The sequence below is a fragment of the Variovorax sp. UC122_21 genome, assembly GCF_044056785.1.
In the GTDB taxonomy this organism is placed as follows: Bacteria; Pseudomonadota; Gammaproteobacteria; order Burkholderiales; family Burkholderiaceae_C; genus Variovorax.
Map to the genome: position 1 here is coordinate 5167394 of NZ_CP172004.1, position 23641 is coordinate 5191034.

The 23641-nt window shown below is 69.5% G+C and carries 21 protein-coding genes; 6 read left to right on the plus strand and 15 right to left on the minus strand.

Annotated elements, in window-relative coordinates; translation table 11 throughout:
- Positions 1–12: 12 nt before the first annotated feature.
- From ACHMXE_RS37060 to ACHMXE_RS37070, 3 genes are all read left to right on the plus strand, one after another.
- Complete coding sequence (locus ACHMXE_RS37060) at positions 13–915, plus strand: LysR substrate-binding domain-containing protein (protein ID WP_057593776.1); 903 nt, start codon at positions 13–15, stop codon at positions 913–915.
- Between the two features lie 184 nt (positions 916–1099).
- Positions 1100–2452 (plus strand): nucleobase:cation symporter-2 family protein, encoded by a 1353-nt coding sequence (locus ACHMXE_RS37065; protein ID WP_395352966.1) that lies wholly within the window; start codon positions 1100–1102, stop codon positions 2450–2452.
- A gap of 1 nt (position 2453) precedes the next feature.
- Complete coding sequence (locus tag ACHMXE_RS37070) at positions 2454–3878, plus strand: 8-oxoguanine deaminase (RefSeq protein WP_395348761.1); 1425 nt, start codon at positions 2454–2456, stop codon at positions 3876–3878.
- Positions 3879–4026: 148 nt separating this feature from the next.
- Here the strand turns inward: ACHMXE_RS37070 and ACHMXE_RS37075 are convergent, their stop codons facing one another.
- The 12 genes from ACHMXE_RS37075 to ACHMXE_RS37130 all read right to left on the minus strand — a co-directional run bounded on the left by ACHMXE_RS37075 (position 4027) and on the right by ACHMXE_RS37130 (position 16834).
- Entirely contained in the window at positions 4027–5268 is a 1242-nt protein-coding gene (locus tag ACHMXE_RS37075; protein WP_395348762.1) for a pyridoxal phosphate-dependent decarboxylase family protein, read from the minus strand.
- Positions 5269–5275: 7 nt separating this feature from the next.
- Complete coding sequence (locus ACHMXE_RS37080; RefSeq protein ID WP_395348763.1) at positions 5276–6091, minus strand: ABC transporter permease; 816 nt, start codon at positions 6089–6091, stop codon at positions 5276–5278.
- A complete protein-coding gene (locus ACHMXE_RS37085; protein ID WP_395348764.1) occupies positions 6088–6903 on the minus strand; it encodes an ABC transporter ATP-binding protein in 816 nt (271 codons plus the stop codon). The genes ACHMXE_RS37080 and ACHMXE_RS37085 overlap by 4 nt, the downstream gene beginning before the upstream one ends.
- 4 nt (positions 6904–6907) lie before the next feature.
- Positions 6908–7951 (minus strand): ABC transporter substrate-binding protein, encoded by a 1044-nt coding sequence (locus tag ACHMXE_RS37090; protein ID WP_209546431.1) that lies wholly within the window; start codon positions 7949–7951, stop codon positions 6908–6910.
- Between the two features lie 118 nt (positions 7952–8069).
- Entirely contained in the window at positions 8070–8810 is a 741-nt protein-coding gene (locus ACHMXE_RS37095) for a GntR family transcriptional regulator (RefSeq protein ID WP_395348765.1), read from the minus strand.
- 67 nt (positions 8811–8877) lie between these two features.
- Entirely contained in the window at positions 8878–10140 is a 1263-nt protein-coding gene (locus ACHMXE_RS37100; RefSeq protein ID WP_395348766.1) for an MFS transporter, read from the minus strand.
- A gap of 120 nt (positions 10141–10260) precedes the next feature.
- Complete coding sequence (locus ACHMXE_RS37105; protein ID WP_395348767.1) at positions 10261–10395, minus strand: hypothetical protein; 135 nt, start codon at positions 10393–10395, stop codon at positions 10261–10263.
- Positions 10396–10574: 179 nt separating this feature from the next.
- Positions 10575–11402 carry a phosphonoacetaldehyde hydrolase gene (gene phnX / locus ACHMXE_RS37110; protein ID WP_395348768.1) on the minus strand — a complete coding sequence of 276 codons (828 nt, stop codon included), beginning with the start codon at positions 11400–11402 and terminating at the stop codon, positions 10575–10577.
- A 29-nt stretch (positions 11403–11431) separates the two neighbouring features.
- The gene (locus ACHMXE_RS37115) at positions 11432–12565 is read right to left on the minus strand and encodes a TIGR03364 family FAD-dependent oxidoreductase (protein ID WP_395348769.1); all 1134 of its coding nucleotides are present in this window, start codon (positions 12563–12565) and stop codon (positions 11432–11434) included.
- Entirely contained in the window at positions 12562–14277 is a 1716-nt protein-coding gene (locus ACHMXE_RS37120) for a putative 2-aminoethylphosphonate ABC transporter permease subunit (protein WP_395348770.1), read from the minus strand. The genes ACHMXE_RS37115 and ACHMXE_RS37120 overlap by 4 nt, the downstream gene beginning before the upstream one ends.
- Positions 14278–14564: 287 nt before the next feature.
- Positions 14565–15638, minus strand: coding sequence for an ABC transporter ATP-binding protein (locus ACHMXE_RS37125; RefSeq protein WP_395348771.1), 1074 nt, complete (start codon positions 15636–15638; stop codon positions 14565–14567).
- Between the two features lie 164 nt (positions 15639–15802).
- Positions 15803–16834, minus strand: coding sequence for a putative 2-aminoethylphosphonate ABC transporter substrate-binding protein (locus tag ACHMXE_RS37130; RefSeq protein ID WP_395348772.1), 1032 nt, complete (start codon positions 16832–16834; stop codon positions 15803–15805).
- Between the two features lie 242 nt (positions 16835–17076).
- Between ACHMXE_RS37130 and ACHMXE_RS37135 the strand changes: the two genes are divergently transcribed.
- Positions 17077–17643, plus strand: a complete 567-nt coding sequence (locus ACHMXE_RS37135; protein WP_395348773.1) for a phosphonate degradation HD-domain oxygenase — start codon at positions 17077–17079, stop codon at positions 17641–17643.
- A 119-nt stretch (positions 17644–17762) separates the two neighbouring features.
- The gene (locus ACHMXE_RS37140; protein WP_395348774.1) at positions 17763–19547 is read left to right on the plus strand and encodes an ABC transporter ATP-binding protein/permease; all 1785 of its coding nucleotides are present in this window, start codon (positions 17763–17765) and stop codon (positions 19545–19547) included.
- Here ACHMXE_RS37140 and queC read toward each other — a convergent pair.
- Entirely contained in the window at positions 19505–20233 is a 729-nt protein-coding gene (gene queC / locus ACHMXE_RS37145) for a 7-cyano-7-deazaguanine synthase QueC (protein ID WP_203204509.1), read from the minus strand. The genes ACHMXE_RS37140 and queC overlap by 43 nt on opposite strands.
- A gap of 164 nt (positions 20234–20397) precedes the next feature.
- On the opposite strand from queC, the gene ACHMXE_RS37150 reads away from it, so the two are divergent.
- Entirely contained in the window at positions 20398–20808 is a 411-nt protein-coding gene (locus tag ACHMXE_RS37150; protein WP_395348775.1) for a DUF2177 family protein, read from the plus strand.
- A 1-nt stretch (position 20809) separates the two neighbouring features.
- Here ACHMXE_RS37150 and ACHMXE_RS37155 read toward each other — a convergent pair whose 3' ends face one another.
- Positions 20810–21301, minus strand: coding sequence for a DUF1854 domain-containing protein (locus ACHMXE_RS37155; protein ID WP_209546406.1), 492 nt, complete (start codon positions 21299–21301; stop codon positions 20810–20812).
- Positions 21298–23577: an ABC transporter ATP-binding protein gene (locus ACHMXE_RS37160; RefSeq protein ID WP_209546403.1), complete on the minus strand. Its 2280-nt coding sequence runs from the start codon at positions 23575–23577 to the stop codon at positions 21298–21300. The genes ACHMXE_RS37155 and ACHMXE_RS37160 overlap by 4 nt, the downstream gene beginning before the upstream one ends.
- Between the last annotated feature and the right edge of the window lie 64 nt (positions 23578–23641).

Genomic DNA, 23641 nt, shown 5'->3' on the forward strand with positions numbered 1-23641 from the left:
GCGGGAGATGTCATGCACGCCAAGGTGGTCCGGTACTTCGTCGAGGTGGTTCGCGCGGGTTCGATCCGCAAGGCGGCCGCGCAGCTGCACGTGGTGCCGACGGCGATCAACCGGCAGATCCTCAACCTCGAGGAGGAACTGGGCGCGCCGCTGTTCGAGCGCATCCACAACACGCTCAAGCTCACGCCGGTGGGCGAGCTGGTGCTCGCGCATGCGCGCGGCACGCTGCGCGAGTTCGACGGCGTGCGCCAGCGCATCGAGGCCATGCGCGGGCTGCGCCAGGGCGAGGTCACGCTGGCCACCACCGCCGGCCTCGCCGACGCCTTCCTGCCGGGCGTGGTGCGGCGCTTTCGCGCGGCGCATCCCGGCATCCAGCTCAAGCTGCTGGGCCTGCCGATCGCGGCCGTGCTGCACGGCGTGCGCGAAGGCGATGCCGACCTCGCGCTGGCCTACGACGTGCCGGCCACGGCGGGCTTTCGCACGCTGTTCGCGAGCGAATGGCCGATCGGCGCGGTGGTGCCGCCCGGGCATGCGCTCACTGCCCATGCGAGCACCGTGCTGGCCGAATGCGTGGGCCATCCGCTGCTGCTGCCCGCGCCCTCGCTGTCGATCCGGCCGATCATCGACGCCGCCTTCGAACGCTCGGGCCTGCGCGCCTCGCCCGTGATCGAGACCACCTCCACCGCGCTGATGCGCCGCCTGGTGCGCGAGGGCGAGGGCATCACGCTGCTCAATCGGCTCGACGTGGCCGAGGAGATGCACGACGGCTCGCTGGTCTTCGTGCCGCTGCGCGACGCGACCCTGCCGGCCCAGACGCTCACGCTCGAGACCCGCGCCGCGCAGGCACCGAGCCCCGCGGCCGAGCTGTTCGCGAACCATGTGACGGCCTGCCTCGACGAGCTGCTCGCGCCCTGAACACGGCGCCGGGGGCCGTCCACTTTTTGTGCACGGGGCGCGCCATTTATTGACTTTGCGCGTTCGAAGGCATGGCTCCTAGACTGCCGCGCCGGTCATCGGCCGGAAGGAACAGTCCCATGCTTTCGAACGAAAGAAAAAGACCCCCGCAGGAGACGGCGAAGGGGTCGACCAGAAGCTTCCCCTGGTGCGCTGCGGCGCGCTGAGCCTGCAGCACGTGCTCGTGATGTACGCGGGCACGGTGGCGGTGCCGCTGATCGTGGGCGGCGCGCTCGGCCTCTCGAAGGCCGACATCGCCTTCCTCATCAATGCCGATTTGCTCGCCGCGGGCATCGCCACGCTGGTGCAGGCGCTAGGGTTCTGGCGCTTCGGCATCCGCATGCCCGTGATGATGGGCGTGACCTTCGCGGCCGTGGGCCCGATGATCGCCATCGGCATCGATCCCTCGCTGGGCCTGCCCGCGATCTACGGCGCCACCATCGTGGCGGGGCTGTTCGGCATCGTGCTCGCGCCGCTGATGGGACGCGTGCTCGGCGTGTTCCCGCCGCTGGTGACGGGCACGGTCATCACGCTGATCGGCGTCTCGCTGATGGTGGTGGCGATCCACTGGGCCGCGGGCGGGCAGCCCACCTCGACGCGCAGCATCGAGGGCGTGGCGCATGCGGTGGCCAACCCGGCCTACGGCGAGCCGGTGAACCTCGCCATCGCCGCGGCCGTGCTGGCGGCGATCATCGGGATCACGCGCTTCGGCAAGGGCCTCGTCGCCAACATCGCGGTGCTGCTGGGCATCGTCTTCGGCGTGGGGCTGTCGCTGGCGCTCGGCCGCATGCAGTTCGACGGCCTCGAGGAAGCGAGCTGGATGGCCCTGACCACGCCCTTCCACTTCGGCCTTCCGCGCTTCGAGCTCACGGCCATCGCCTCGATGTGCATCGTGATGCTGATCACCCTGGTCGAATCGACCGGCATGTTCCTCGCGCTCGGCGAGATCACGGGCCGCAAGGTCGACACCGACGCGCTGTCGCGCGGCCTGCGCGCCGACGGCCTGGGCACGGTGATCGGCGGCGTGTTCAACACCTTCCCCTACACCTCGTTCTCGCAGAACGTGGGGCTGGTCACGGTCACGGGCGTGCGCTCGCGCTACGTGGCGGCCGGCGGCGGCGTGCTGCTGATCGCGCTCGCGCTGTTCCCCAAGGTCGCGCACGTGGTGGCCTCGGTGCCCTCCTTCGTGCTCGGCGGCGCGGGCATCGTGATGTTCGGCATGGTCGCCGCGACCGGCATCCGCATCCTCGGCAGCATCGACTACGCGCGCGAGCGCCATGCGCTCTACGTGATCGCGATCTCGGTCGGCCTCGGCCTGATCCCCACGCTGTCGCCGAACTTCTTCCAGCACTTCCCGGCCTGGACCCATCCGCTGACGCACAGCGGCATCGTGCTGGGCACGGTCGCCGCGGTGCTGCTCAATCTCTTCTACAACGGCGTGCAGTCGAGGGAGCGTTCCTTCACACTGGCGGCACGCACCTCGCACGGAACCGAATGACATGACTTCCTCCACCGCTTCCTCGCCCCGGCCGCTGCGCGTGCTGCGCCACGCCGACGTGCTCGTCACCATGGACGCCGAGCGGCGCGAGATCGCCGATGGCGCGCTGGTGATCGACGGGCCGGCCATCGCCTGGGTCGGTGCCACGGCCGAGCTGCCGCCGGTCTACCTCGAGGCGCTGCGCAGCGGCGCCGCCGAGGCCATCGACCTGCACGGCCACGTGCTGATGCCGGGCCTGGTGAACACGCACCACCACATGTACCAGAGCCTCACGCGCGCGGTGCCCGAGGCGCAGGACGCCGAGCTGTTCGGCTGGCTCACCAACCTCTACCTGCTGTGGGCGCGGCTCACGCCCGAGATGATCCGCGTGTCGACCCAGACCGCGATGGCCGAGCTGATGCTCTCGGGCTGCACCACCACCAGCGACCATCTCTACCTGTTCCCCAACGGCGCGCGGCTCGACGATTCGATCGAAGCCGCCACCGCGATGGGCATGCGCTTCCATGCCGCGCGCGGCAGCATGAGCGTGGGCCGCAGCGCCGGCGGCCTGCCGCCCGACGAGGTGGTGGAGAGCGAGGCCGCGATCCTGCGCGACAGCGAGCGGCTGATCGACCGCTGGCACGACGCCTCGCGCCACTCGATGCGGCGCATCGTGCTCGCGCCCTGCTCGCCGTTCTCGGTCTCGCGCGAGCTCATGCGCGACTCGGCGCTGCTCGCGCGCGAGCGCGGCGTGTCGCTGCACACGCACCTGGCCGAGAACGACAACGACGTCGCCTACTCGCGCGAGAAGTTCGGCATGACGCCGGCCGAGTACGCCGAGGACCTGGGCTGGGTCGGCCGCGACGTCTGGCATGCGCACTGCGTGAAGCTCGACCCCGCGGGCATCGCCCTGTTTGGCCGCACCGGCACCGGCGTGGCCCATTGCCCGTGCTCGAACATGCGGCTGGCCTCGGGCATCGCGCCCATCGGCGCCATGCGCCGCGCCGGCGTGCCGGTGGGCCTGGGCGTGGACGGCAGCGCCTCGAACGACGGCGCCCACCTGCTCGGCGAGGCGCGCCAGGCCATGCTGCTGCAGCGCGTGGGCCATGGCCCGGCCGCGATGACGGCGCGCGAGGCGCTCGAGATCGCGACCCTGGGCGGCGCGCGCGTGCTGGGCCGCGACGACATCGGTGCGCTCGCGCCGGGCATGTCGGCCGACGTGGTGGGCTTCGACCTGCGCGGCGTGTCGCACGCGGGCGCATGGCACGACCCGGTGGCGGCGCTGGTGTTCTGCACGCCGGCCTCGGCCGCGCTCAGCATCATCGATGGGCAGGTGCGCATCCGCGAGGGCCGCTTCGTCGATCTCGAACTGCCGCCGCTGCTCGCGCGGCACCGCGAACTCGCGCGCACGCTGTACGAGCGCGCGCGCCATCCGCACACAGCCTGAGATGGCTGCTGAAAGCGGGTTTCCGGACGCAGAGGGCGCGAAGGTTGCGCGAAGGACGCGAAAGAAAACATCAAGAAGTTTCTTTTGACTCTTTCGCGCTCTTCGCGAAACCTTCGCGTCCTCTGCGTACGGCTGTCCGCTCCCGCGTTCAATACTGCGCCACCACCCCGCCAGCACCGCCATCCGCCAAGGTCGCCGGATCCTCCAGCACCGCCGCCACGTCGCCCAGGTACTGCCCCACCACCGGCTCGTGCGTGAGGTTCAGCATGTGGTGGATGCCGTCGGGGTTCTTCACGTAGCCCACGGTCCAGCCGCGCGCGCCGAGGCCGCGGCCGATGGCGCCCATGTCGCGCGCGGGCGAGCCGAAGGCGAAGATCGACAGCTCGGGCCGGCCCAGCGTGGGCAGGCCCAGCGCATCGAGGCCCTGCTGCATCGCGCGCCGCGTCGCGAGCACGCGCTCGGTCACGCGCAGATAGCCCGCATGGCCCAGGTAGTTCATCACCGCCCAGGCCGCGGCGATGGCGCCGCCCGCGCGCGTGCCCACCAGCGTGTGGGTGAAGTACTGGCCGCGCGGCCAGTCGTCGAAGTAGTAGCCCATCAGCGCGAAGACCTCGGGATCGGCGAAGAACAGGGTCGAGGCGCCCTTGGCGGTGTAGCCGTACTTGTGCAGGTCGGCCGAGATCGAGGTCACGCCCTCGACCGCGAAATCGAAATCGGGGATGTCGGCGCCGAGCTCGCGCGCGAACGGCGCGAAGTAGCCGCCCACGCAGGCATCGACATGCATCCAGCAGCCCTGCTCGCGCGCCAGCGCCGCGATCTCGGGAATGGGGTCGACCACGCCATGCGGAAAGGCCGGCGCCGAGCCCACCACCATCGCGGTGTCGGGCGTGAAGGCGGCGCGCATCGCCGCCGGGTCGGCGCGGAAGTCGGCCGCCAGCGGCGTGCGCACCGGCACCAGGCCGAGGAAGTGCGCGGCCTTGTCGAAGGCCGGATGCGCGCTCTGCGGCATCAGGATCTCGGGCTTGGCCATGCCGGGGCGGCGCGCCAGCGCGCGGTCGCGCGCGCACTTGACCGCGAGGAAGATGCTCTCGGTGCCGCCGGTGGTCATGGCACCGCGCGACTCGGCACCGCCATGCAGCAGCGCGAGGCCCATCTCCACCACCTCGCGCTCGAAGGTCGCGAGGCTCGCGAAGGCGCGCGGGCCCAGGCCGTTCTCGGAGAAGTACATCAGGTAGGCCTGTTTGGCCACCTCGAGCACGTCCTCGCCCGCGTAGTGGATGAACATCGGCACGCGGCCGTTGCGCCAGTCGGCGTCGCCGCGGCCGGCCTCCTCGAGCCGCCGCTGCAGCTCGGGCCAGGACGCGCCTTGCTCGGGGAGTGTCAGTGCCATGGTCGCTTCATCCTTCCTTGCCGCCCCAGTGGACGACCTTGTTTTCGAGCGCCCGCGCCAGCAGGTCGAGCAGGTAGCCGAGGATCGCCATGATCAGCGCGCCGACGATCACGACGTTGGTGAGCAGGAAGTCGGAGGCCGACATCGCCATGTAGGCGATGCCCGCGTTGGTGGCGATCATCTCGGCGCCCACCAGCATGGTCACGCCCAGGCCGATGCTGACGCGGACGCCGGTGAAGATGCCCGGCAGGCTGGCCGGGAAGATCACGCGCCGGAAGATCATGGTGCGCGAGGCGCCGAGCGCCATCGCGGCCTGCACCTTGCGCCGGCCCACCGCGCGCACCGCCTGCATGGCGCTGATCGAGAGGATCGGGAACAGCGCGAGCACGATGATCACGATCTTCGAGACCTCGCCGATGCCGAACCAGATGATGAGCAGCGGCAGCAGCGCGAGCTTGGGCATCGGCCGCGTGATCTCGATCGGCGGATCGAGCAGCGCCTTCACGGTCTCGTTCATGCCCATCCACAGCCCCAGCGGCACCGCCACCAGCACCGTGAGCCCGAAGGCCACGCCGAAGCGGAACAGGCTGATGCCCAGGTGGTGCGCGAGCGTCTTGCCCTGGTAGCCGTTCTGCATGAGCTGCAAAAAGGTGTTCCACACCGACATCGGCGAAGGCAGGAACAGCGGCGCGACCAGCGGCTGGTCGCCCACGATCGGCACGGTGATCAGCAGCCACAGCACGAACAGCGCGGCGAAGGAGCCGAGGTTGATCCAGCGCGCGCGGCCGCGCGCGCCGTTCGGCCGATTGGATGCGGCGCTCATCGCTGGGCCTCCTGGTGCTGCGCGGCCAGCGCCTCCTCGCGCAGCAGGCCGAAGATCTCGGCCTTCATGCGCGCGAACTCGGCGCTCGCGACCACGGCCGGGTCGTCGCTCTGCGCGAAGCCCGGGTGGAACTTCGCCTTGATGCGTCCGGGCCGCGCCGACATCACGACGATCTCGGTGGCGAGGAACAGCGCCTCGTCGATGCTGTGGGTGATCCACAGCACGGTCTTGCGCGTCTCGTGCCAGATGCGCTTGATCTCCTCCTGCAGCAGCTCGCGCGTCTGCGCGTCGAGCGCGGCGAAGGGCTCGTCCATCAGCAGGATCTCGGGCGAATTGGCGAGCGCGCGCGCGATGCCCACGCGCTGCTGCATGCCGCCCGAGAGCTCGTAGGGATAGCGCTTCGCAAAGCTCGTGAGGCCGACCATCTCGAGGTACTGCGAGGCGATGCGCATGGCCTCGGCGGACGACTTGCCCGTGGCCAGCGGCCCGAAGGCCACGTTGTCGATCACGCGCATCCAGGTGAACAGCGCGCCCTGCTGGAACACCACGCCACGGCGCGGATCGGGGCCGCGCACCGGCTGGCCGTCCATCAGCACGCGGCCGGCCGTGGGCTGCTCGAAGCCCGCGAGGATGTTCAGCAACGTGCTCTTGCCGCAGCCCGAGGGGCCGAGCAGGCAGGTGAAGGCGCCCTCGGCGATGTCGAGCGTGATCGGCTCCAGCGCTTGTACCGCGTCGGGGCCGTCGCCGAAGCGCTTGGAGACTTCCTCGAAACGGACCTTGGGCGTGCCCGCCTGCTGCGGTGGCAGTCCCATGGCCTCAGGCGGCCATCTTGGCGACGAAGCTCGAATCGACGAGCCCGCTCAGGTCCTTCGGCATGGCCGAGATCTGCGCCGACTCCAGCAGGAACTGCGCCTGCGTCTGCAGGGTCTTGAGCACGCCCGTGTCCTTCTCGCCGGGCTTGCCCATCCAGTGGCTCTGCAGCTGCTCGCGCGCGGGCACCGGGTAGAAGGTGTTGAGCGAGCGCATCACCGCGGCCTCGTCGACGTTGAGGAACTTCGTCATGGTCTCGACCACTTCCTTCGGCTCCTGCTTGAAGGTGCGCGCGATCTGCTCGTAGTCCTTGAGGAAGGCCAGCACCAGGTCGGGCGACTTCTGCTTGAACTCGTCGCGCACCAGCAGGCCGTCGAAGATCAGCAGGTTGTTCTTGTTGAGGTCGCCGGTCTTGAAGATGATCTTGCCGCCGTCGTCGGTCAGGCGCGGCAGCACCGGCACCCAGATGTAGCTGGCATCGATCTCGCGGCGCTGCCAGGCCGAGGCGATCTGGTCGGCGCGCATGTTGATGAGCTGCACGTCCGCCAGCCCGATGCCCGCGGTCTTGAGCGCCGCCACCGCCGCGAAGTGCACCGAGGTGTTGAACGGCAGGCCGATCTTCTTGCCCTTGAGCCCCGCCACCGTGGTGATGCCCGAGTTGCCCTGCACCACCAGGCATTCGCTGTCGACGATGTTCTTGTAGACGTAGACCATCGAGGCCTTCAGCCCGTTGGCGTAGCCGACCATCATCGGGCTGGAGCCGATGTTGCACATGTCGAGGCTGCCGCCGGCCATGGCAGCGATCACCTCGGAGCCCGCGCGCACGGTCACGAAGTCGGCGCTGGTGCCGGCGCCGAAGGTCTTGGCCGCCATGTTCTTCGCGCGGATGTAGTTCTGCGCATCGATGGCGCCGAAGGTGCCGAGCTTGACCGAGCGCGACTGCGCGGCGGCCGGGCCCGAGGCCCCGAGCAGCAGCGAGCCGGCGGAAGAGGCCAGCAGCATGTGGGCGCTGGCCAGGTGGAACTCGCGGCGGGAGAGATTCAGCTTCATGCGACGGCCTTTCTTCGAACAGACGAAGGAACTGGAGCCCCGGCAACGAGGCCTTGGGCCGCACTTTAGGCGATCAGAATATATTCTGTCTACGCAAAAACCCGCGCCGCCCGCTTTTTCAGGGCTTGAGCAGCCGGATCAGGTAGCGCGAGCCGTGCGTGAGGTCGTCGCGCATCGCCTGTCCGAGCGCGTCGCCATCGCGCCGGCGCAGGGCGTCCATGGCCGTCAGATGCGTCTCGTGCCCTGTGAGGCTGCCGCAGTACTGCGGGAACAGCAGGTTCAGCGTGGGGCCGACGCGCAGCCACAGGCTCTCGATGATGCGGATCAGGATGGCCTGGCCCGAGGCTCGATATATCGAGAGATGAAATTCGGTGTTCTCGAGCAGGGTGCGATGCGCGTCGCCGGCCTGGATGGCCGACAGGTGCGCCTGCACCACGCCGTCGAGGCGCTCGATCTCGTCGTTCGAGATGCGCGGCGCGGCCTCCTTGGCGGCCAGGCATTCGAGCTCCATGCGGATCTTGAGGATCTCGCGGTAGGTCTCGACGTCGAGGCGCGGCACGCGGATGGTGCGGCCGTTGACCACCTCGAGCCCGTGCTCCACCACCAGCCGCTGCACCGCCTCGCGCACCGGCGTCAGGCTCACGCCCTGGCTCTCGGCCACGCCGCGCACGGTCAGCACCTGCTCGGGCAGCAGCGCGCCGGTCATCAGCGACTGGCGCAGCCGCTGGTAGACCTGGTCGGTCAGCGTGTCGGCGCGCGCGCCCGGCGCCTCGTCCTTCAGCGCCGGTTCCGCATGGGCGGCACGGCGCGCGCGCGGGCGAACGTCGGGGCGGCGGGCGGTGGGCTTGGAGGCGGGCATCGGGGGTCGGCTCGGTGGGATTGTGGCTTGAATATACTCTGCCGCCTCCAGCCGCCCGGCCGGTGGCTCAGGCCGGCGCGACGCGGCGCCCGCGCCCCATGACGCGGTAGAGCAGGAAGGCCGCGATCGAGACGTTGACCAGGTTCCAGCCGATGCCGTTGAGGAAGGCCGCGTGGTAGCTGCCCGTGAGGTCGAACACCTTGCCCGACATCCAGCCGCCGAGCGCCATGCCGAACAGCGTGAACATCAGCACCGTGCCCACGCGCGCGCCCGCCTCGGAGGCCGGGAAGTGCTCGCGCACGATGATCGCGTACGAGGGCACGATGCCGCCCTGGAACAGGCCGAACAGCGCCGACACCACGTACAGCGGCACCAGCCCGTCGAAGGGCAGGAACAGCAGCAGCGCCACGCACTGCAGCGCGCCGCCGAGCAGCAGCGTGCGCAGCCCGCCGATGCGGTCGCAGATGGCGCCCGACACCAGCCGGCTCACCACGCCGAAGGCCAGCATCAGCGAGAGCATCTGCGCGCCGCGCGCGGCGCCGAAGCCGAGGTCGCTGCAGTAGGCCACGATGTGCACCTGCGGCATCGCCATCGCCACGCAGCAGGCCACGCCCGCCACGCACAGCAGGCCCTGCGCTGCGCCGGTGCTGAAGCCGAAGGGCCGCGCGAGGTTGCGCACCGCGGCGCCGCCGGGGCCGGCCACGGGCGGTGCGGCGACGGCCGCCGGCGGACGCGCGCGGAAGCAGAAGGCCAGCGCCACCATCGTGACGCTGCAGAACAGGCCCATGCCGATGTAGGTCTGGCGCCAGCCCACGGTCTCGATGAAGTGCTGCACGATCGGCGGCCACACCGCGCCGGCCACGTAGTTGCCGCTGGCGCAGATCGCCACCGCGATGCCGCGCCGCTTGACGAACCACAGCGACGTGTCGGCCACCAGCGGCGCGAAGGCCACCGAGCTGCCGAGCAGGCCGACCAGCAGGGTCTGGGCGATGGTGAAGGAGACGATGCCGCCCGCGAGGCCCGAGGCGACGTAGCCGAGCCCGAGGCAGACGGCGCCGCCGAGCAGCGGCCACATGATGCCGAAGCGGTCGGCCAGCTTGCCCATGAGCACGCCGCCGATGCCGAAGCCCAGCATCAGCAGCGTGTAGGGCAGCGAGGCCTGCGCGCGGTCGATGCCGAACTCGGCCTGCACCGAGGGCAGCATCACCGACACCACGTACATGCCGCTGCTGCCGACCGTCATGATCAGCAGCGTGAGGCCGAGCCGCACCATGGCGTAGCGCGAATCGGGCTGGTGGGAGGGGTGGCGTGCGGCGAGCGTCTCCGTCATCGTTCTCTTTCTTGTCCTGCATGCGGCCGTCGGGAAGACGGCGAGGTCGAGCATACAAGGCAAGACGCGATGGCGCACGAGCGCACCGCGCCCGGGCGGCGCGGCAATGCCCGGGGCTTGTCAGCCCACCGACGGCGCGACCAGCGGCTGCGCGGCCGAGGCCTTGGGCATCGGACCGCCCGGCCTGGGCTTGTCGTCGCAGCCGGCGGCCATCAGGCCGAGGCAGCAGCAGAGTGCGAGGAAGAGGTTTCGCATGCGAGGCATGCTAGGACCGCTCGGGGTGCGGTCAAGTCGGACGCTGCGCCGATTGGGATGTCGTCTTGCTCCTTCCCCCTCTGGGGGAAGGTGGGGATGGGGGCAGGCGGCGCATCGTGCGGAGGCTGCGTGCCCCCACCCCGGCCCTCCCCCAGCGGGGGAGGGAGAAAGAGAGAGAGTCAGCGAACCGCGGGACGCTCGCCGGCGGCGAGGCGGCGCTCGATGTCGTCGAACACCGGCATGAGCTCGGCCACGCTGTCGATCACGTAGTGCGCGCCGGCCGCCTTCAGCTGCTCGGTGGCCTGCTCGCGGCGCGCCTGCTGCTCGTCGGCGCCGAGCGCCTGCCATTCGGCCAGGGTCAGCCCCATCACGTTGCCGCTGACCGCGAGGCCCACGGCCCAGGTGCCGGCGTTCAGGCCTTCCTCGAGGCCCACGCCGGTGTCGTCGACCTTCACCACGGTATGGGCCGGCCACACGCCGAGGTCGGCGAAGCAGCGGTACATCATCAGCGGCGAAGGCCGGCCGGCCGCCAGGTCGCCCGCGCACACGATGTTGTCGGGCACGTAGCCGCCCTGCGCGGCGATGGCCGCGACCACTTCCATGATCGGGCGGTTGTAGCCGGTGGTCGAACCGATCTTCAGGCCGCGCGCACGCGCCGCGGCCACGGCGTCGAGCGCGCCCGGGATGAAGTCGGCATGGTCGCGCGCGCTCGCGGCATTCATCGGCGTGAACACCTCGTAGAGCCGGTCGACGTCGGCATCATTGAAGGCATGGCCATGCTTCGCCTCCCACTGCGCGGCGATGCGCGGCTGCGAGCCCAGCGCCTTGATGTGGTCCCACTTGGCCATGCCCATCGGGCCGCGCGCCTCGGCGATGGTGATCTCGATGCCGAACTGCTCGAACAGCTTCACGAACGCGCCCATGGGCGCGCAGGAGCCGAAGTCGAGGATGGTGCCGGCCCAGTCGAAGACGACGGCCTGGAGTTTCGAGGAATGCAGATCGGACATGGCGAAGTTTGGTTCAGGAGAATGGGATGTCACCAGCCGGCGAACACGTCGTGCGCGATGCCGAAGCCGGTGCTGGCGCCGGTGCCGCTGGTGACCAGCACCACGCGGGTCGCGTCGTCGGGCGCGTCGATCACGCAGGGCGTGGTCTTCGAGGAGGGATAGACGCCGTTCCAGCGCTCGACGATCTGCGCGCTCTCGAGGTCGAGCGTGCTGCGCAGGTGGCGCAGGATCAGGCGGTCGACCTCCTCCAGCGCGAAGGGCTCGGGCGCGGCGGCGTAGTGGTGCGAATCGCCGACCACCAGCGAGCCGTCGGCGCTCTGCACCACGATCAGGTGGATGCCGTGCGCGAGCGAAGCCGCTTCTTCCTGCTGCAGGCGCTCGCGCAGCGCGGCCGCCTCGGGCAGCGTGCTGTAGCCCTCGTAGCGCACCAGGCTCAGGTCCATCATCACCGCGCCCGGCAGCCGGAAGCCGGCCTCGGGCTGCACGCGCAGCATCTGCAGCCGGCACAGGGTGAGGTCGTGGGCCGCGATGCGATCGGCGAACAGGCCGTGCAGTTCGCTGTTGGTGCAGACCACCACGCGCTCGGCATGCAGCTCGCCGCGCGAGGTGCGCACGCGCGGCGTCTGCACCTCGAGCACGGCCTCGCCGAAGCGGAAGGTCACGCCATGCGCGCGCGCCAGCCAGGTGGCGAGCCGGGCGATCGCGGTGCGCGATTCCACGCGCAGCTCGTGCGGGCTGAACAGCACCGAGCGCGCCTCGGCCAGGTGCAGCGCGGGCGCCTTGGCCTGGGCCTCGGCGGCATCGATGAGTTGGCAGGCCTCGCCCATGGGCGTGCGCATGAAGGCCTCGAGCACCGCATGCGCCTCGGGCCGGTAGGCCGCGAGCCACAGGTGGCGGTGCACGATGTCGATGTCGGCCTGCGGCGCGATCTCCTGCCACACGTCGCGCGAATGCATAGCGCGGCGCCAGCTGTCGCCCGGCGCCTGGCCGGTCACGGTGATGAAGCCGAAGTTGCGGATCGAGGCGCCGATGCAGGCGGCGTCGCGTTCGACCACGCAGACCCGCAGGCCGCGCTTGGCGGCGGCGTAGGCATGCGCGAGGCCGACGATGCCGGCGCCGACGACGATGACGTCGAACGAGGAGGAGTTGGGAGCGGCGGTCAACGGTGTCTCCAGGCTTGGGTGCGCACGAGCGCCCAGCGGCCGGCCAGCGCGAACAGGCCGCGGCCGGCGGCGGCCGTGAGCATGATCAGCGAGGCCATGGCCGCGGCGGGCGCCACGTCGCCGGCATCGTCCATGTTGAGCACGGCGATGGCGGCCAGCGTGGTCTGCGGCGAATAGAGGAACACGACGGCCGAGACGGTGGTCATCGCATTGACGAAGAAGTAGCCGCCGACGTTGAGCACCGTGGGCAGCGCGACCGGCAGGTGCACGCGCCACAGGGTGCGCCAGAACGGGATGCCCATCGATTCGGAAACCAGCTCGTACTCGCGGTCGAGCTGGCGCAACGCGGTCAACGAGGTGAGATGCGCGACCGAGAAGAAGTGGGCCACGGTGCAGACCACGAGGATGGTCATGCTGCCGTAGATGGCGCGCAGCGGGTTCGAGGGCGAGATGAAGAAGAAGATGTAGCCCACGCCGAGTACCAGGCCCGGCACGGCGAGCGGCAGGTTGGCCAGCAGGTTCAGCAGCTCGCGCAACAGGCCGAAGTGGCGCGGCTTCTCGACCAGGTAGGCCGAGACGAAGGTGAGGAGCGCGCCCGCCACGGCGGCGCAGACCGCGAGCCGCAGCGAGTTGAAGTAGCTGCCCCAGCCGCCGCCGTCCATGTTGCTGAAGTCGTAGTTCTTGAACGAGGGCGCGAGCTGGTAGGGCCAGTAGGTGGCGAGCGAGGCGAACACGGCCATGCCGATCATCAAGAGGATGGCGCAGGCCGTGAGCGCGCAGAACACGAGCAGCGCGCGGTCGCGCGTACGCACGGGCTCGGGCTGGTAGGGCGTGGCACGCGCCGACAGCGCGGCGGCCTGCTTGCGCCGCACATGGCGTTCGACCAGGAAGGACAGCACGGCCGGGATCAGCAGCACGAAGCCCACCACCGCGCCCATCTGGAAGTTCTGCTGTCCGACCACCTGCTTGTAGATGTCGGTCGCGAGCACGCCGGTCTGGCCGCCCACCACCTTGGGCACGCCGAAGTCGGTGATCACCAGCACGAACACCACCATCGCGGCCACGATCAGCCCGTAGCGCGTGGACGGCAAGGTGACGGTGCGGAACATGCGCCAGCGCGAGGCACCGAGGGTCTGCGCGGCCTCGTAGAGGCGACCGTCGGAGGTCGCCATCGCGGTGGTGAGGATCAGCAGCGCATGCGGCAGGGTCCAGAACACCGAGCCCAGCACGATGCCCAGCGGACCGTAGATGGACGCGCCACCGAGCAGGCCCTTGAACAGGCCCTGGTTGCCGAACAGGTAGACCAGGCTGATGGCGGGCAGCAACGAGGGCGCGAGCAGCGGTATCAACGCGACGGCGCGCAGCACGCCCTTGGCCGGCATGCACGAGAGCGTGAGGCCGTAGGCATAGACATAGGCGATGGCGGTGCAGATCACGGCGCTGATCGCGGCCAGCCAGAGGCTGTTGAAGGCGGACTGGACCAGGGCGGGGTTGTCGAGGTAGCGCGCGAAATTGGCGAGGCCCACGAAGCCGCCTTCGCGGTCGAAGAAGCTCTGGCCTACGAGGGCGCTGACGGGGAAGGCGACGATGCCCAGCAGCAGTGCGACGACGAGCAGTACGGCGGCGCCGGTGAGCCAGCGTTCGCGGTCTATGGCGTTGGCGCGTATCTGCGCTACGGGGATTGCTGCAATGGCTTCTTGGGTGCTGCTCATTTTGATTGTCCGGGGCGCGTGCACAGGACAGCGGGTACTTCCCTCCGCGAATGTCCCCCGCCTTCGGCTCCTCCTTTATTTCGCTGCGGGAAGCACCCACTGCCCTGTGCACGTGGGCGCTGCGGTGGTGCCAGCCGGTTCAACCGACCTGCTCCAGACTCACGTCGATGGGGTACTCCCCGCAGCGAAATAAAGGAGGAGGCCGCAGGCCGGGGGACATTCGCGGAGGGGAGTACCCCGTCGGCGTGAGTCCGCCCCGAACCTTGCATCGCCAGACAACACGTCATTCAGTGCGCCAGCACCGACAACGCATGCAAGGGCAACTGGATATGCACCATGCTGCTCGGCACCAGCGGCTCGCCGCCGTTGCCTTGCGCATCGGCCGGCAGCTCGGCCTCGATCTCGATGCCCAGCGGCTCGCAGGCCAGGCGCGCGGCGGTGCGGTTGCCGAAGAACTCGGTGTCGAGCAGACGGGCCGCGAAGCTGTTGGCGCCGAGTTCGGCACCGAAGCGCTTCACCACCACGTGTTCGGGACGGATGCCCACGGTGGCCTGCGAGCCCACGCTGAGGTTGCCGGGGGCGCAGAACAGTTCGGCGTCGCGCACGCGCACCTTGCCGTCGGCCAGCACCGTGGCCGGCAGCATGTTCATGCGGCCGACGAAGCCCGCGACGAAACGCGTGCGCGGCTGGCGGTAGAGCTCGTCGGGCGTGCCAGCCTGTTCGATGCGACCGTCGTGCATCAGCACCACGCGGTCGGCCATCGAGAGTGCCTCTTCCTGGTCGTGCGTGACCATGATGGTGACGATGCCCAGGCGCTTCTGCAGCGCGCGGATCTCGGTGCGCAGGCTCGCGCGCACCTGCGCATCGAGCGCCGACAGCGGCTCGTCGAGCAGCAGCAGCCGCGGATTGGGCGCGAGCGCGCGGGCCAGTGCCACGCGCTGCTGCTGGCCGCCCGAGAGTTGCACCGGGTACTTGTCGGCATGCGCCGCCAGGCCCACCAGGTCGAGCATCTCGCGCGAACGCTTGGCCATCTCGCGCGCCAGCGCACCCGTGGGATGCAGGCCGTAGGCGATGTTCTGCGCCGCCGTCAGGTTGGGGAACAGCGCATACGACTGGAACACCACGCCGAAGCCGCGCGCCGCCGGCGGCAGGCCCGCGATGTCCTGGCCGCCTAGCAGGATCTGCCCGCGGTCCGCGCGCTCGATGCCGCAGACGATGCGCAGCAAGGTCGTCTTGCCGCAGCCCGAGGGGCCGAGCAGGCAGACGAACTCGCCGGGTTCGATGGTGAGATCGATGCCGTCGAGCACGCGCGTCGCGCCGAAGGATTTTTCGATGCCGCGGAGGGACAGGAAGCTGGTCATGTCAATGGTCAAGCTGAAGCAAATACGGGATCGGACTTCCGTACGCGAAGGGCGCGAAGATTTCGCAAAGAACGCGAAAGGAATCCATGAAAGGATTTCTCCTGCATTTTTTGCGTCCTTCGCGAAACCTTCGCGTCCTCTGCGTCCGGCTGCCCGTATTCAGATCACATCGGCTTCTTTTCCGACTTCGATTCGTAGCGCTTGGACCACTCGGCCAGGATGCGGTCGCGGTTCGCGGCGGCCCAGGTGAAGTCGTTCTTGGCCAGCAGCTTCTCCACGTCGCCCGGCACGAATTCCAGCTTTTCCTGGATCCCCGGCAGCGCGAGCACCGCGAAGTTCTTCGCATAGAGCTCGTTGGCCTGCTTCGTCACGGCCCAGTCGGCCAGTGCCTTGGCGGCGTCCTGCTTCTTGCTGGTCTTGATGATGCCGGTGGCTTCCATGTCCCAGCCCAGGCCTTCCTTCGGCAGCACGATGTCGATCGGCGCGCCGTCGCGCTTGGTCTTGTTGGCGCGGTACTCGAAGGACATGCCGAGCGCGAACTCGCCGGCGCCGGCCTGGCGGCAGGGCTTGCTGCCCGACTGGCTGTAGATGCCGATGTTCTGGTGCAGCGCATCCATGTACTTCCAGGCCTTGTGCTCGCCCATCATCTGGATCCAGCCCGAGACCATCAGGTAGCCGGTGCCCGAAGCGGCCGGGTTGGGCATCGTGATCTGGCCCTTGTAGACCGGGTTCGTCAGGTCGGCCCAGCTCGTGGGCTTGGGCAGGTTCTTCTTCGTCGCTTCGGCGGTGTTGAAGCAGATGGCCGAGGACCACACGTCCATGCCGACCCACTTGGGCGGGTTGGCCGGATCGCGCATGGTGGGCTTCACCGCGTCGAGGCCCTTGGGCGCGTAGGGCTGCAGCATGCCTTCCTTGTCGAGCAGCATCAGCGAGGTGGCGGCCAGGCCCCACACCACGTCGGCCTGCGGGTTGGCCTTCTCGGCCAGCAGCTTGGCGGTGACGATGCCGGTGGAGTCGCGCACGAACTTCAGCTCGATGCTCGGGTTCTCCTTCTCGAACGCGGCCTTGTAGGCCTGCACCTGGTCGGCTTCGAGCGCGGTGTAGACCAGCAGCTCGGTGCGGCCCTGGGCGGTGGCGGCGAAGGCCAGCGAAAGCAGGGCGGGCACGGCGGCCCAGCGAAGACAACGACGCAGCATGTGAGATCCCTCGGGAAAGATTGGAGCGAGAAACGGGAGAAAAAACGAAAACGCAACACGGTGGCGTGGGCCTGCCGTGGACGCGGCGATGCTCGCAGCGGCATGTGACAGGCATTTGTCAAACGCATGCGTTGGGGCATGCCAAAACCCTTCCCGCGACCGGGCTCGCGCGGGCAGTCATGGCCTTGTCATCGAGATACGCGAACTTCGGTGTGCTGTCGCATGCGCTCCGTTTCAGAACAATGACACTCGACCTCGCCGAGATCGCCCGCCTTTTTGCCGAACGCGGCGGCGTGGCCTATGCGGGCGAGCCGGTGTCGCAGGCCGAGCACGCGCTGCAATGCGCCTGGCTGGCCGAACAGGCCGAGGCCGGCGATGCGCTGGTCACGGCCGCGCTGCTGCACGACCTGGGCCACCTGCTGATCGCCGAGCACCAGACCCTCGAGCGCTCGCCGACCGAGCTCGGCATCGACGACCGCCACCAGTACATCGCGCTGCCGCTGCTGCGCGGCGCCTTCGGCCTCGAGGTGCGCGAGCCGATCCGGCTGCACGTGGATGCCAAGCGCTACCTCTGCGCGACCCGGCCCGACTACTTCTCGCGACTGTCGCCCGATTCGGTGCGCAGCCTGCAGCTGCAGGGCGGCCCGATGAACGACGCGGCCGCGCGGCGCTTCGCCGACCACCCGTGGTCGGGCGATGCGATCCGGCTGCGGCTGTGGGACGAGGAGGCGAAGGTCGAGGGCCTGAGGACGCCGCCGCTCTCGCACTTCCTGGCGACCGCGGCGCGGGCGATGCTGGACACGTACTAAAGGGCGCGGGACGCGGGTCGCATGCCGTGCCGGCATGTTTCAGCCCGGTTTAAGAAACATTTGTCTACCATGGCCTCCTCACGATGACCGGCGCGCCCGCGCCAGCGAGGAAAGCCAGCATGTCCCCCACCGTCAACGAACGCGCCCAGACCTTCCTGCAGGTGCTGCGCCGCGTCTTCAAGCTCGCGGCGCCCTACTTCCGGTCCGACGAGAAATGGAAGGCGCGGCTCATGTTCGCGACCATCGTCGCGCTCAACCTGGGCTACGTGTACGTGGCGGTGCTCGGCAACCAGTGGTATGGGCGCTTCTACGATGCGCTGCAGAACAAGGATGCGGCGAGCTTCTGGCGCGAGGTCGGCGTGTTCGGCTGGATCGCCTTCTTCAACATCGCGGTGCAGGTGCTCAAGTTCTACGTGACGCAGCTGCTGCAGCTGCGCTGGCGCACCTGGATGACGCGCGAATACATGTCGCGCTGGATGGCCGACCGGACCTTCTACCACCTCGAGCTCGCGCGCTACGCGGGCAAGGAAGGCCAGGCGCCCGACAACCCCGACCAGCGGATCCAGGAAGACGTGCAGATGTTCACCAGCGCCACCATGTCGCTGTCGATGGGCCTGCTGAACGCGGTCGTGACGCTGATGAGCTTCATCGGCCTGCTCTGGGGCCTGTCGGGCAACTTCTCGTTCACCTTCAGCGGCACCACCTACCAGGTGGTGGGCGCGATGGTCTGGATCGCGCTCGCCTATTCCATCGTGGGCACCGCGATCACCCACTTCATCGGCCGCCCGCTGATCGGGATCAACTTCCGCCAGCAGCGCTACGAGGCCGACTTCCGGCACCACCTGATGCGCGTGCGCGAATACAGCGAAGCGGTGGCGCTGGACCACGGCGAGAAGGTCGAGCGCGCCCAGCTCGACACGCGCTTCGGCAACGTGCTGCGCAACTACCTGCTGCTGATCAAGCAGCAGAAGAACCTCGTCACCTTCACCTCCTTCTTCGGCCAGGCGGCCGTGATCTTCCCGTTCCTCGTCGCGGGGCAGCAGTACTTCGGCGGCGCCTTCCAGCTCGGCCACCTGATGCAGATCGGCTCGGCCTTCGGCAAGGTGCAGGAGTCGCTGAGCTGGTTCGTCGACAACTACGACAGCCTGGCCGTCTGGCGCGCCACCGCGGACCGTCTCTCGAGCTTCGACGAGGGCATGACCGCGCACGCCGCGCGCCCGGAAACGCTGGAGCGCGCGCCGGCCGCGGCGCTGAGCACGCAGGACCTGTCGGTCGCGCTGCCCAACGGCACGCCGCTGCTCAGCGGCGCCGCCCTGTCGGTGCAGCCCGGCGACAGCGTGCTGGTGCAGGGCCCCTCGGGCAGTGGCAAGTCCACGCTGTTCCGCGCCTTCGCGGGCATCTGGCCGTTCTCCAAGGGCCGGCTCGAGGTGCCCGAGGACGTGGCCTTCATGCCCCAGCGTCCCTACGTGCCCGACGGCAAGCTGCGCGATGCGCTGACCTATCCCAACCCGTCGACGGATTTCAGCGACGACCAGTTGCGCCAGGCCCTGGCCGATGCGCTGCTGCCCGACCTCGTGGCGCGCCTCGACGACAGCGACGCCTGGGGCCAGAAGCTCTCGGGCGGCGAGCAGCAGCGGCTCGCGATCGCGCGCGTGCTGCTCAAGAAGCCGCGCTGGATCTTCGCCGACGAGATCAGCAGCGCGCTCGACGCGCCGGCCGAGCGCACGCTCTACCAGCGGCTGGCCGGGATGGTGCGCGAGAAAGGCGGCGCGATGGTCTCGATCGCGCACCGCGCCGCGGTCGGCGAGTTCCACACCCAGCGCTGGACGCTGGTGCCCGAGGCCGAGGGCGCGCCCGCGCGCTATCGCGTGGAGGTGGTGCCGGGCACGGCCGGCTCGGCATAGCGCGCCCAGCCCTTGGCGCGCAGCTCGCACGCCGGGCACTCCCCGCACCCATAGCCCCAGGCCTGCCGGTGCGTGCGGTCGCCCAGGTAGCAGGTGTGGGTCTCCTCCACGATCAGGTCCACCAGCGGCTGGCCGCCGAGGCGGTGCGCGAGCTGCCAGGTCTCGGCCTTGTCGATCCACATCAGCGGCGTGTCGATCACCAGCCGGCGCTCCAGCCCCAGCGACAGCGCGAGCTGCATCGCCTTCATGGTGTCGTCGCGGCAGTCGGGGTAGCCCGAGAAGTCGGTCTCGCAGACGCCGGTGACGATCACCTGCAGCCCGCGCCGGTAGGCCAGCGCGCCGGCCAGCGTGAGGAACAGCAGGTTGCGTCCCGGCACGAAGGTGTTGGGCAGGCCGTCGGCCTGCATCTCGAACGCGACCTCCTCGGTCAGCGAGGAACCGCCGAGCTGCGCCAGCGCCGCGAGCGTGAGCACGTGGTCCTGGCCCAGGCGCGGCGCCCAGTCGGGAAAGCGCGCGCGCAGCGAGGCCAGGATGCCGGCGCGCACGTCGAGCTCGACGCGGTGGCGCTGGCCGTAGTCGAAGCCCAGGGTCTCGACGCGCTGGTATTTGGAGAGAGCGTCGGCCAGGCAGGTGGTGGAGTCCTGCCCGCCGGAGAACAGGACGAGGGCGGTGGTGTGCAGGGGCATGGTGGGCTCGGGCAATGGATGGCAGGGCGCGTCGGTGCGCGGGAACGGCGGACCGTGTAGTCCGAACGCGCGATTTTCGCAGCCCGCGCCGCAGCCGCTACCGGCGGCGCGCGGGCCTCGCTACGATGGCCGCGACACCCCACCCACCCATCCGCACCGCCACCATGACCACCAAACACCTCGCCGCCTGGGCCGCCACCTTCCTCGTGATGGCGCTGATCGATTCGCTCTGGCTCGGCGTGATCGCCAAGAGCCTCTACCAGCAGGGGCTGGGCCACCTGATGGCCTCCGAGCCGAAGCTGGGCTTCGCGGCGCTGTTCTACCTGCTGTACCCGGTGGGGCTGGTGTTCTTCGCGGTGCTGCCCGGCGCCGAGGCCGCGAGCCTCGCGCGCACCGCGCTGCTCGGCGCCCTGCTCGGCCTGTTCGCCTATGCCACCTACGACCTCACCAACCTCTCGATCATGAAGGGCTGGCCGCTGGGCCTGTCGCTGCTCGACATGGCCTGGGGCACCTTCGCGAGCGGCGTGGCCGCGACCGCGGGCGGGGCGGCGCTGCGCTGGATGGGCTCTCGCTGACCTAGAGAAAGCGCTCGAGCAGCTTGCGCGACGCCCGGTCGAGCGCCTTCACGTCGGCGATGCGGAACTGCACCCCGTGCGCGCTCGCGATCAGCAGCGCGCCGTGCTCGAGCCGGCGGATGTCCTCCTCGGCCTTGAGCACGAAGCGGGTGTCGCCGCGGTCGGTGCTCACGGTCCAGGTGCTGGGCACGCCGAAGCTCGACACGGCATGCAGCTTGAGCAGCGTGGGCGCGAAGTCGCGCACCGCGAGTTCTTCCTCGAGCAGCACGCGCGCCGCGGGCGGCAGTTGATCGACGCGGTCGATCCACACCAGCTCGCGGCCCTCGCCGCCGACCAGCGAGACGCCCTCGTCCGGCGCGCTGAGCGGAAAGGCCCGCACCGCCGAGATGCCCACGTGGCGCTGGCCCTGCGCATCGGTCAGCACCAACCGGCCGAAGGCATCGCGCTCGAGCGCGAAGTCGGCGGGGGTGGTGGTCGTCGTGGTTTCCATCATGCCTCTCCCGCCGGATGCGCCGCATGGCTCACCGGGATGCCCTGCGCGCCCACGCGCTCGTTGGCCGCGCCTTCGCTGGCGTCGTCGTCGCCCTGGCGCAGCTGCGCCTGGTAGAGGCGCCAGTAGGCGCCCTGCTTGTCCATCAGCGCGTCGTGCGGGCCGACCTCGACGATCTCGCCGCGGTCCATCACCACCAGGCGGTCGGCCTTGCGCAGGGTCGAGAGCCGGTGCGCGATCGCGATCGTGGTGCGGCCCTGCACGAGGTTGTCGAGCGCCTTCTGGATCTCCTTCTCGGTCTCGGTGTCGACCGCCGAGGTGGCCTCGTCGAGGATCAGGATGCGCGGGTCGATCAAGAGCGCGCGCGCGATGCTGATGCGCTGGCGCTCGCCGCCCGACAGGCCCTGGCCGCGCTCGCCCACCAGCGAGTCGTAGCCATGCGGCAGCCGCAGGATGAAGTCGTGCGCATGGGCGGCGCGCGCCGCGGCCACGATCTCCTCGCGCGTGGCGTCGGGCTTGCCGTAGGCGATGTTCTGCGCGATGGTGCCGAAGAACAGGAAGGGCTCCTGCAGCACCAGCCCGACGTGGCGCCGGTAGTCGGCCACGGCGAAGCGGCGGATGTCGGTGCCGTCGACCTCGATCGCGCCCTCGGTGGCGTCGTAGAAGCGGCAGATCAGGTTGACCAGCGTGCTCTTGCCCGAGCCGCTGTGGCCCACCAGGCCGATCATCTCGCCGGGCTCGATGCGCAGGTCGAGGTCGTGGATGACGGCGCGCGAGCCGTAGCGAAAGCCCAGCGCCTTCATCTCGATGGCGCCCTGCACGCGCTCCACCTTCACCGGGTTGACCGGCTCGGGCACGTTGCTCACGTGGTCGAGGATGTCGAAGATGCGCTTGGCGCCGGCCGCGGCCTTCTGCGTCACCGAGACGATGCGGCTCATCGAGTCCATGCGCGTGTAGAAGCGGCCGATGTAGGCGATGAAGGCGGTCAGCACGCCCACCGTGATGCTGCCGCGCGCCACCTGCCAGATGCCGAAGGCCCAGACCACCAGCAGGCCGATCTCGGTCAGCAGCGACACCGTGGGCGTGAACACCGACCAGGTGCGGTTGAGCTTGTCGTTGACCTGCAGGTTGTAGGCGTTGGCGGCGCGGAAACGCTCGGCCTCGCGGCGCTCCTGCGCGAAGGCCTTGACCACGCGGATGCCGGGGATGGTGTCAGCCAGCACGTTGGTGACCTCGGACCAGACGCGGTCGATCTTCTCGAAGCCGGTGCGCAGCCGGTCGCGCACCACGTGGATCATCCAGGCGATGAAGGGCAGCGGCACCAGCGTGACCACGGCCAGCAGCGGATTGATCGAGATCAGGATCGCCGCCGTCATGACGATCATCAGCACGTCGTTGGCGAAATCGAGCGCATGCAGCGACAGGAAGACGTTGATGCGGTCGGTTTCGGAGCCGATGCGCGCCATCAGGTCCCCGGTGCGCTTGCCGCCGAAGTAGTCGAGCGGCAGGGTCAGCAGGTGCTCGTAGGTGGTGGTGCGCAGGTCGGCGCCGATGCGCTCGGACACCAGCGCCAGCAGGTAGGTGCGCGCCCAGCCCAGGCCCCAGCCGACCAGCGCCGCGCCGAGCAGCCCGCTCAGGTAAAGGCCGACGCGCATCGGATCGATCTTCTGCCCGTTCTGGAACGGGATCAGGATGTCGTCCATCAGCGGGATCGTGAGGTACGGAGGCACCAGGGTGGCGGCCGTGGACAGCACGGTGAGGAAGAAGCCGGCGATCAGCTGCTTGCGGTAGGGCCGCGCGAAGCGGCCCAGCCGCAGCAGCACCCAGGTCGAGGGCGGGGTCTGGAGCTCGGTGTCGACCTCGTCGCCATCGGCCTCGGGTGTCGCGCGCGCGACACCCGCCGCGTTGGCACGCTGGCCGAACAGCCGCAACAGACGCAGCGCGGCGACCTGCTGGGCCAGCGTGTAGCGCCAGCGCACCAGCCGGCCACGCCCGTCCACGAGGTCGAGCAGGCCGACCCCGGACTGGTCGCTCAGCTGCAGTTCGAGCGCCGGGTCGGCGAGCGACCACTCACGCCACACGCCTTTGCCACCGGGCTCCAGCGCCAGCAGCCGGCGGTCGGTGAGCGCCACCAGCCCAAAACCGAAACGAAGTTCTTCATCGAGGTCAACCGACAGTGTTGCCAGAACGTTTTCCGCGACTGCGAGCCGGCTTTTCAGAGCCTCTGAAACCGCTTCGTTTTCGCCCTCCTGGGTGCCGACTGGATCGTGATGTTGCATTGTGTTTCTTTGACTCTTGCCCGTCGCGGCCCGTTGGGACCGCGCCATGACGCCCTTCGCGGGG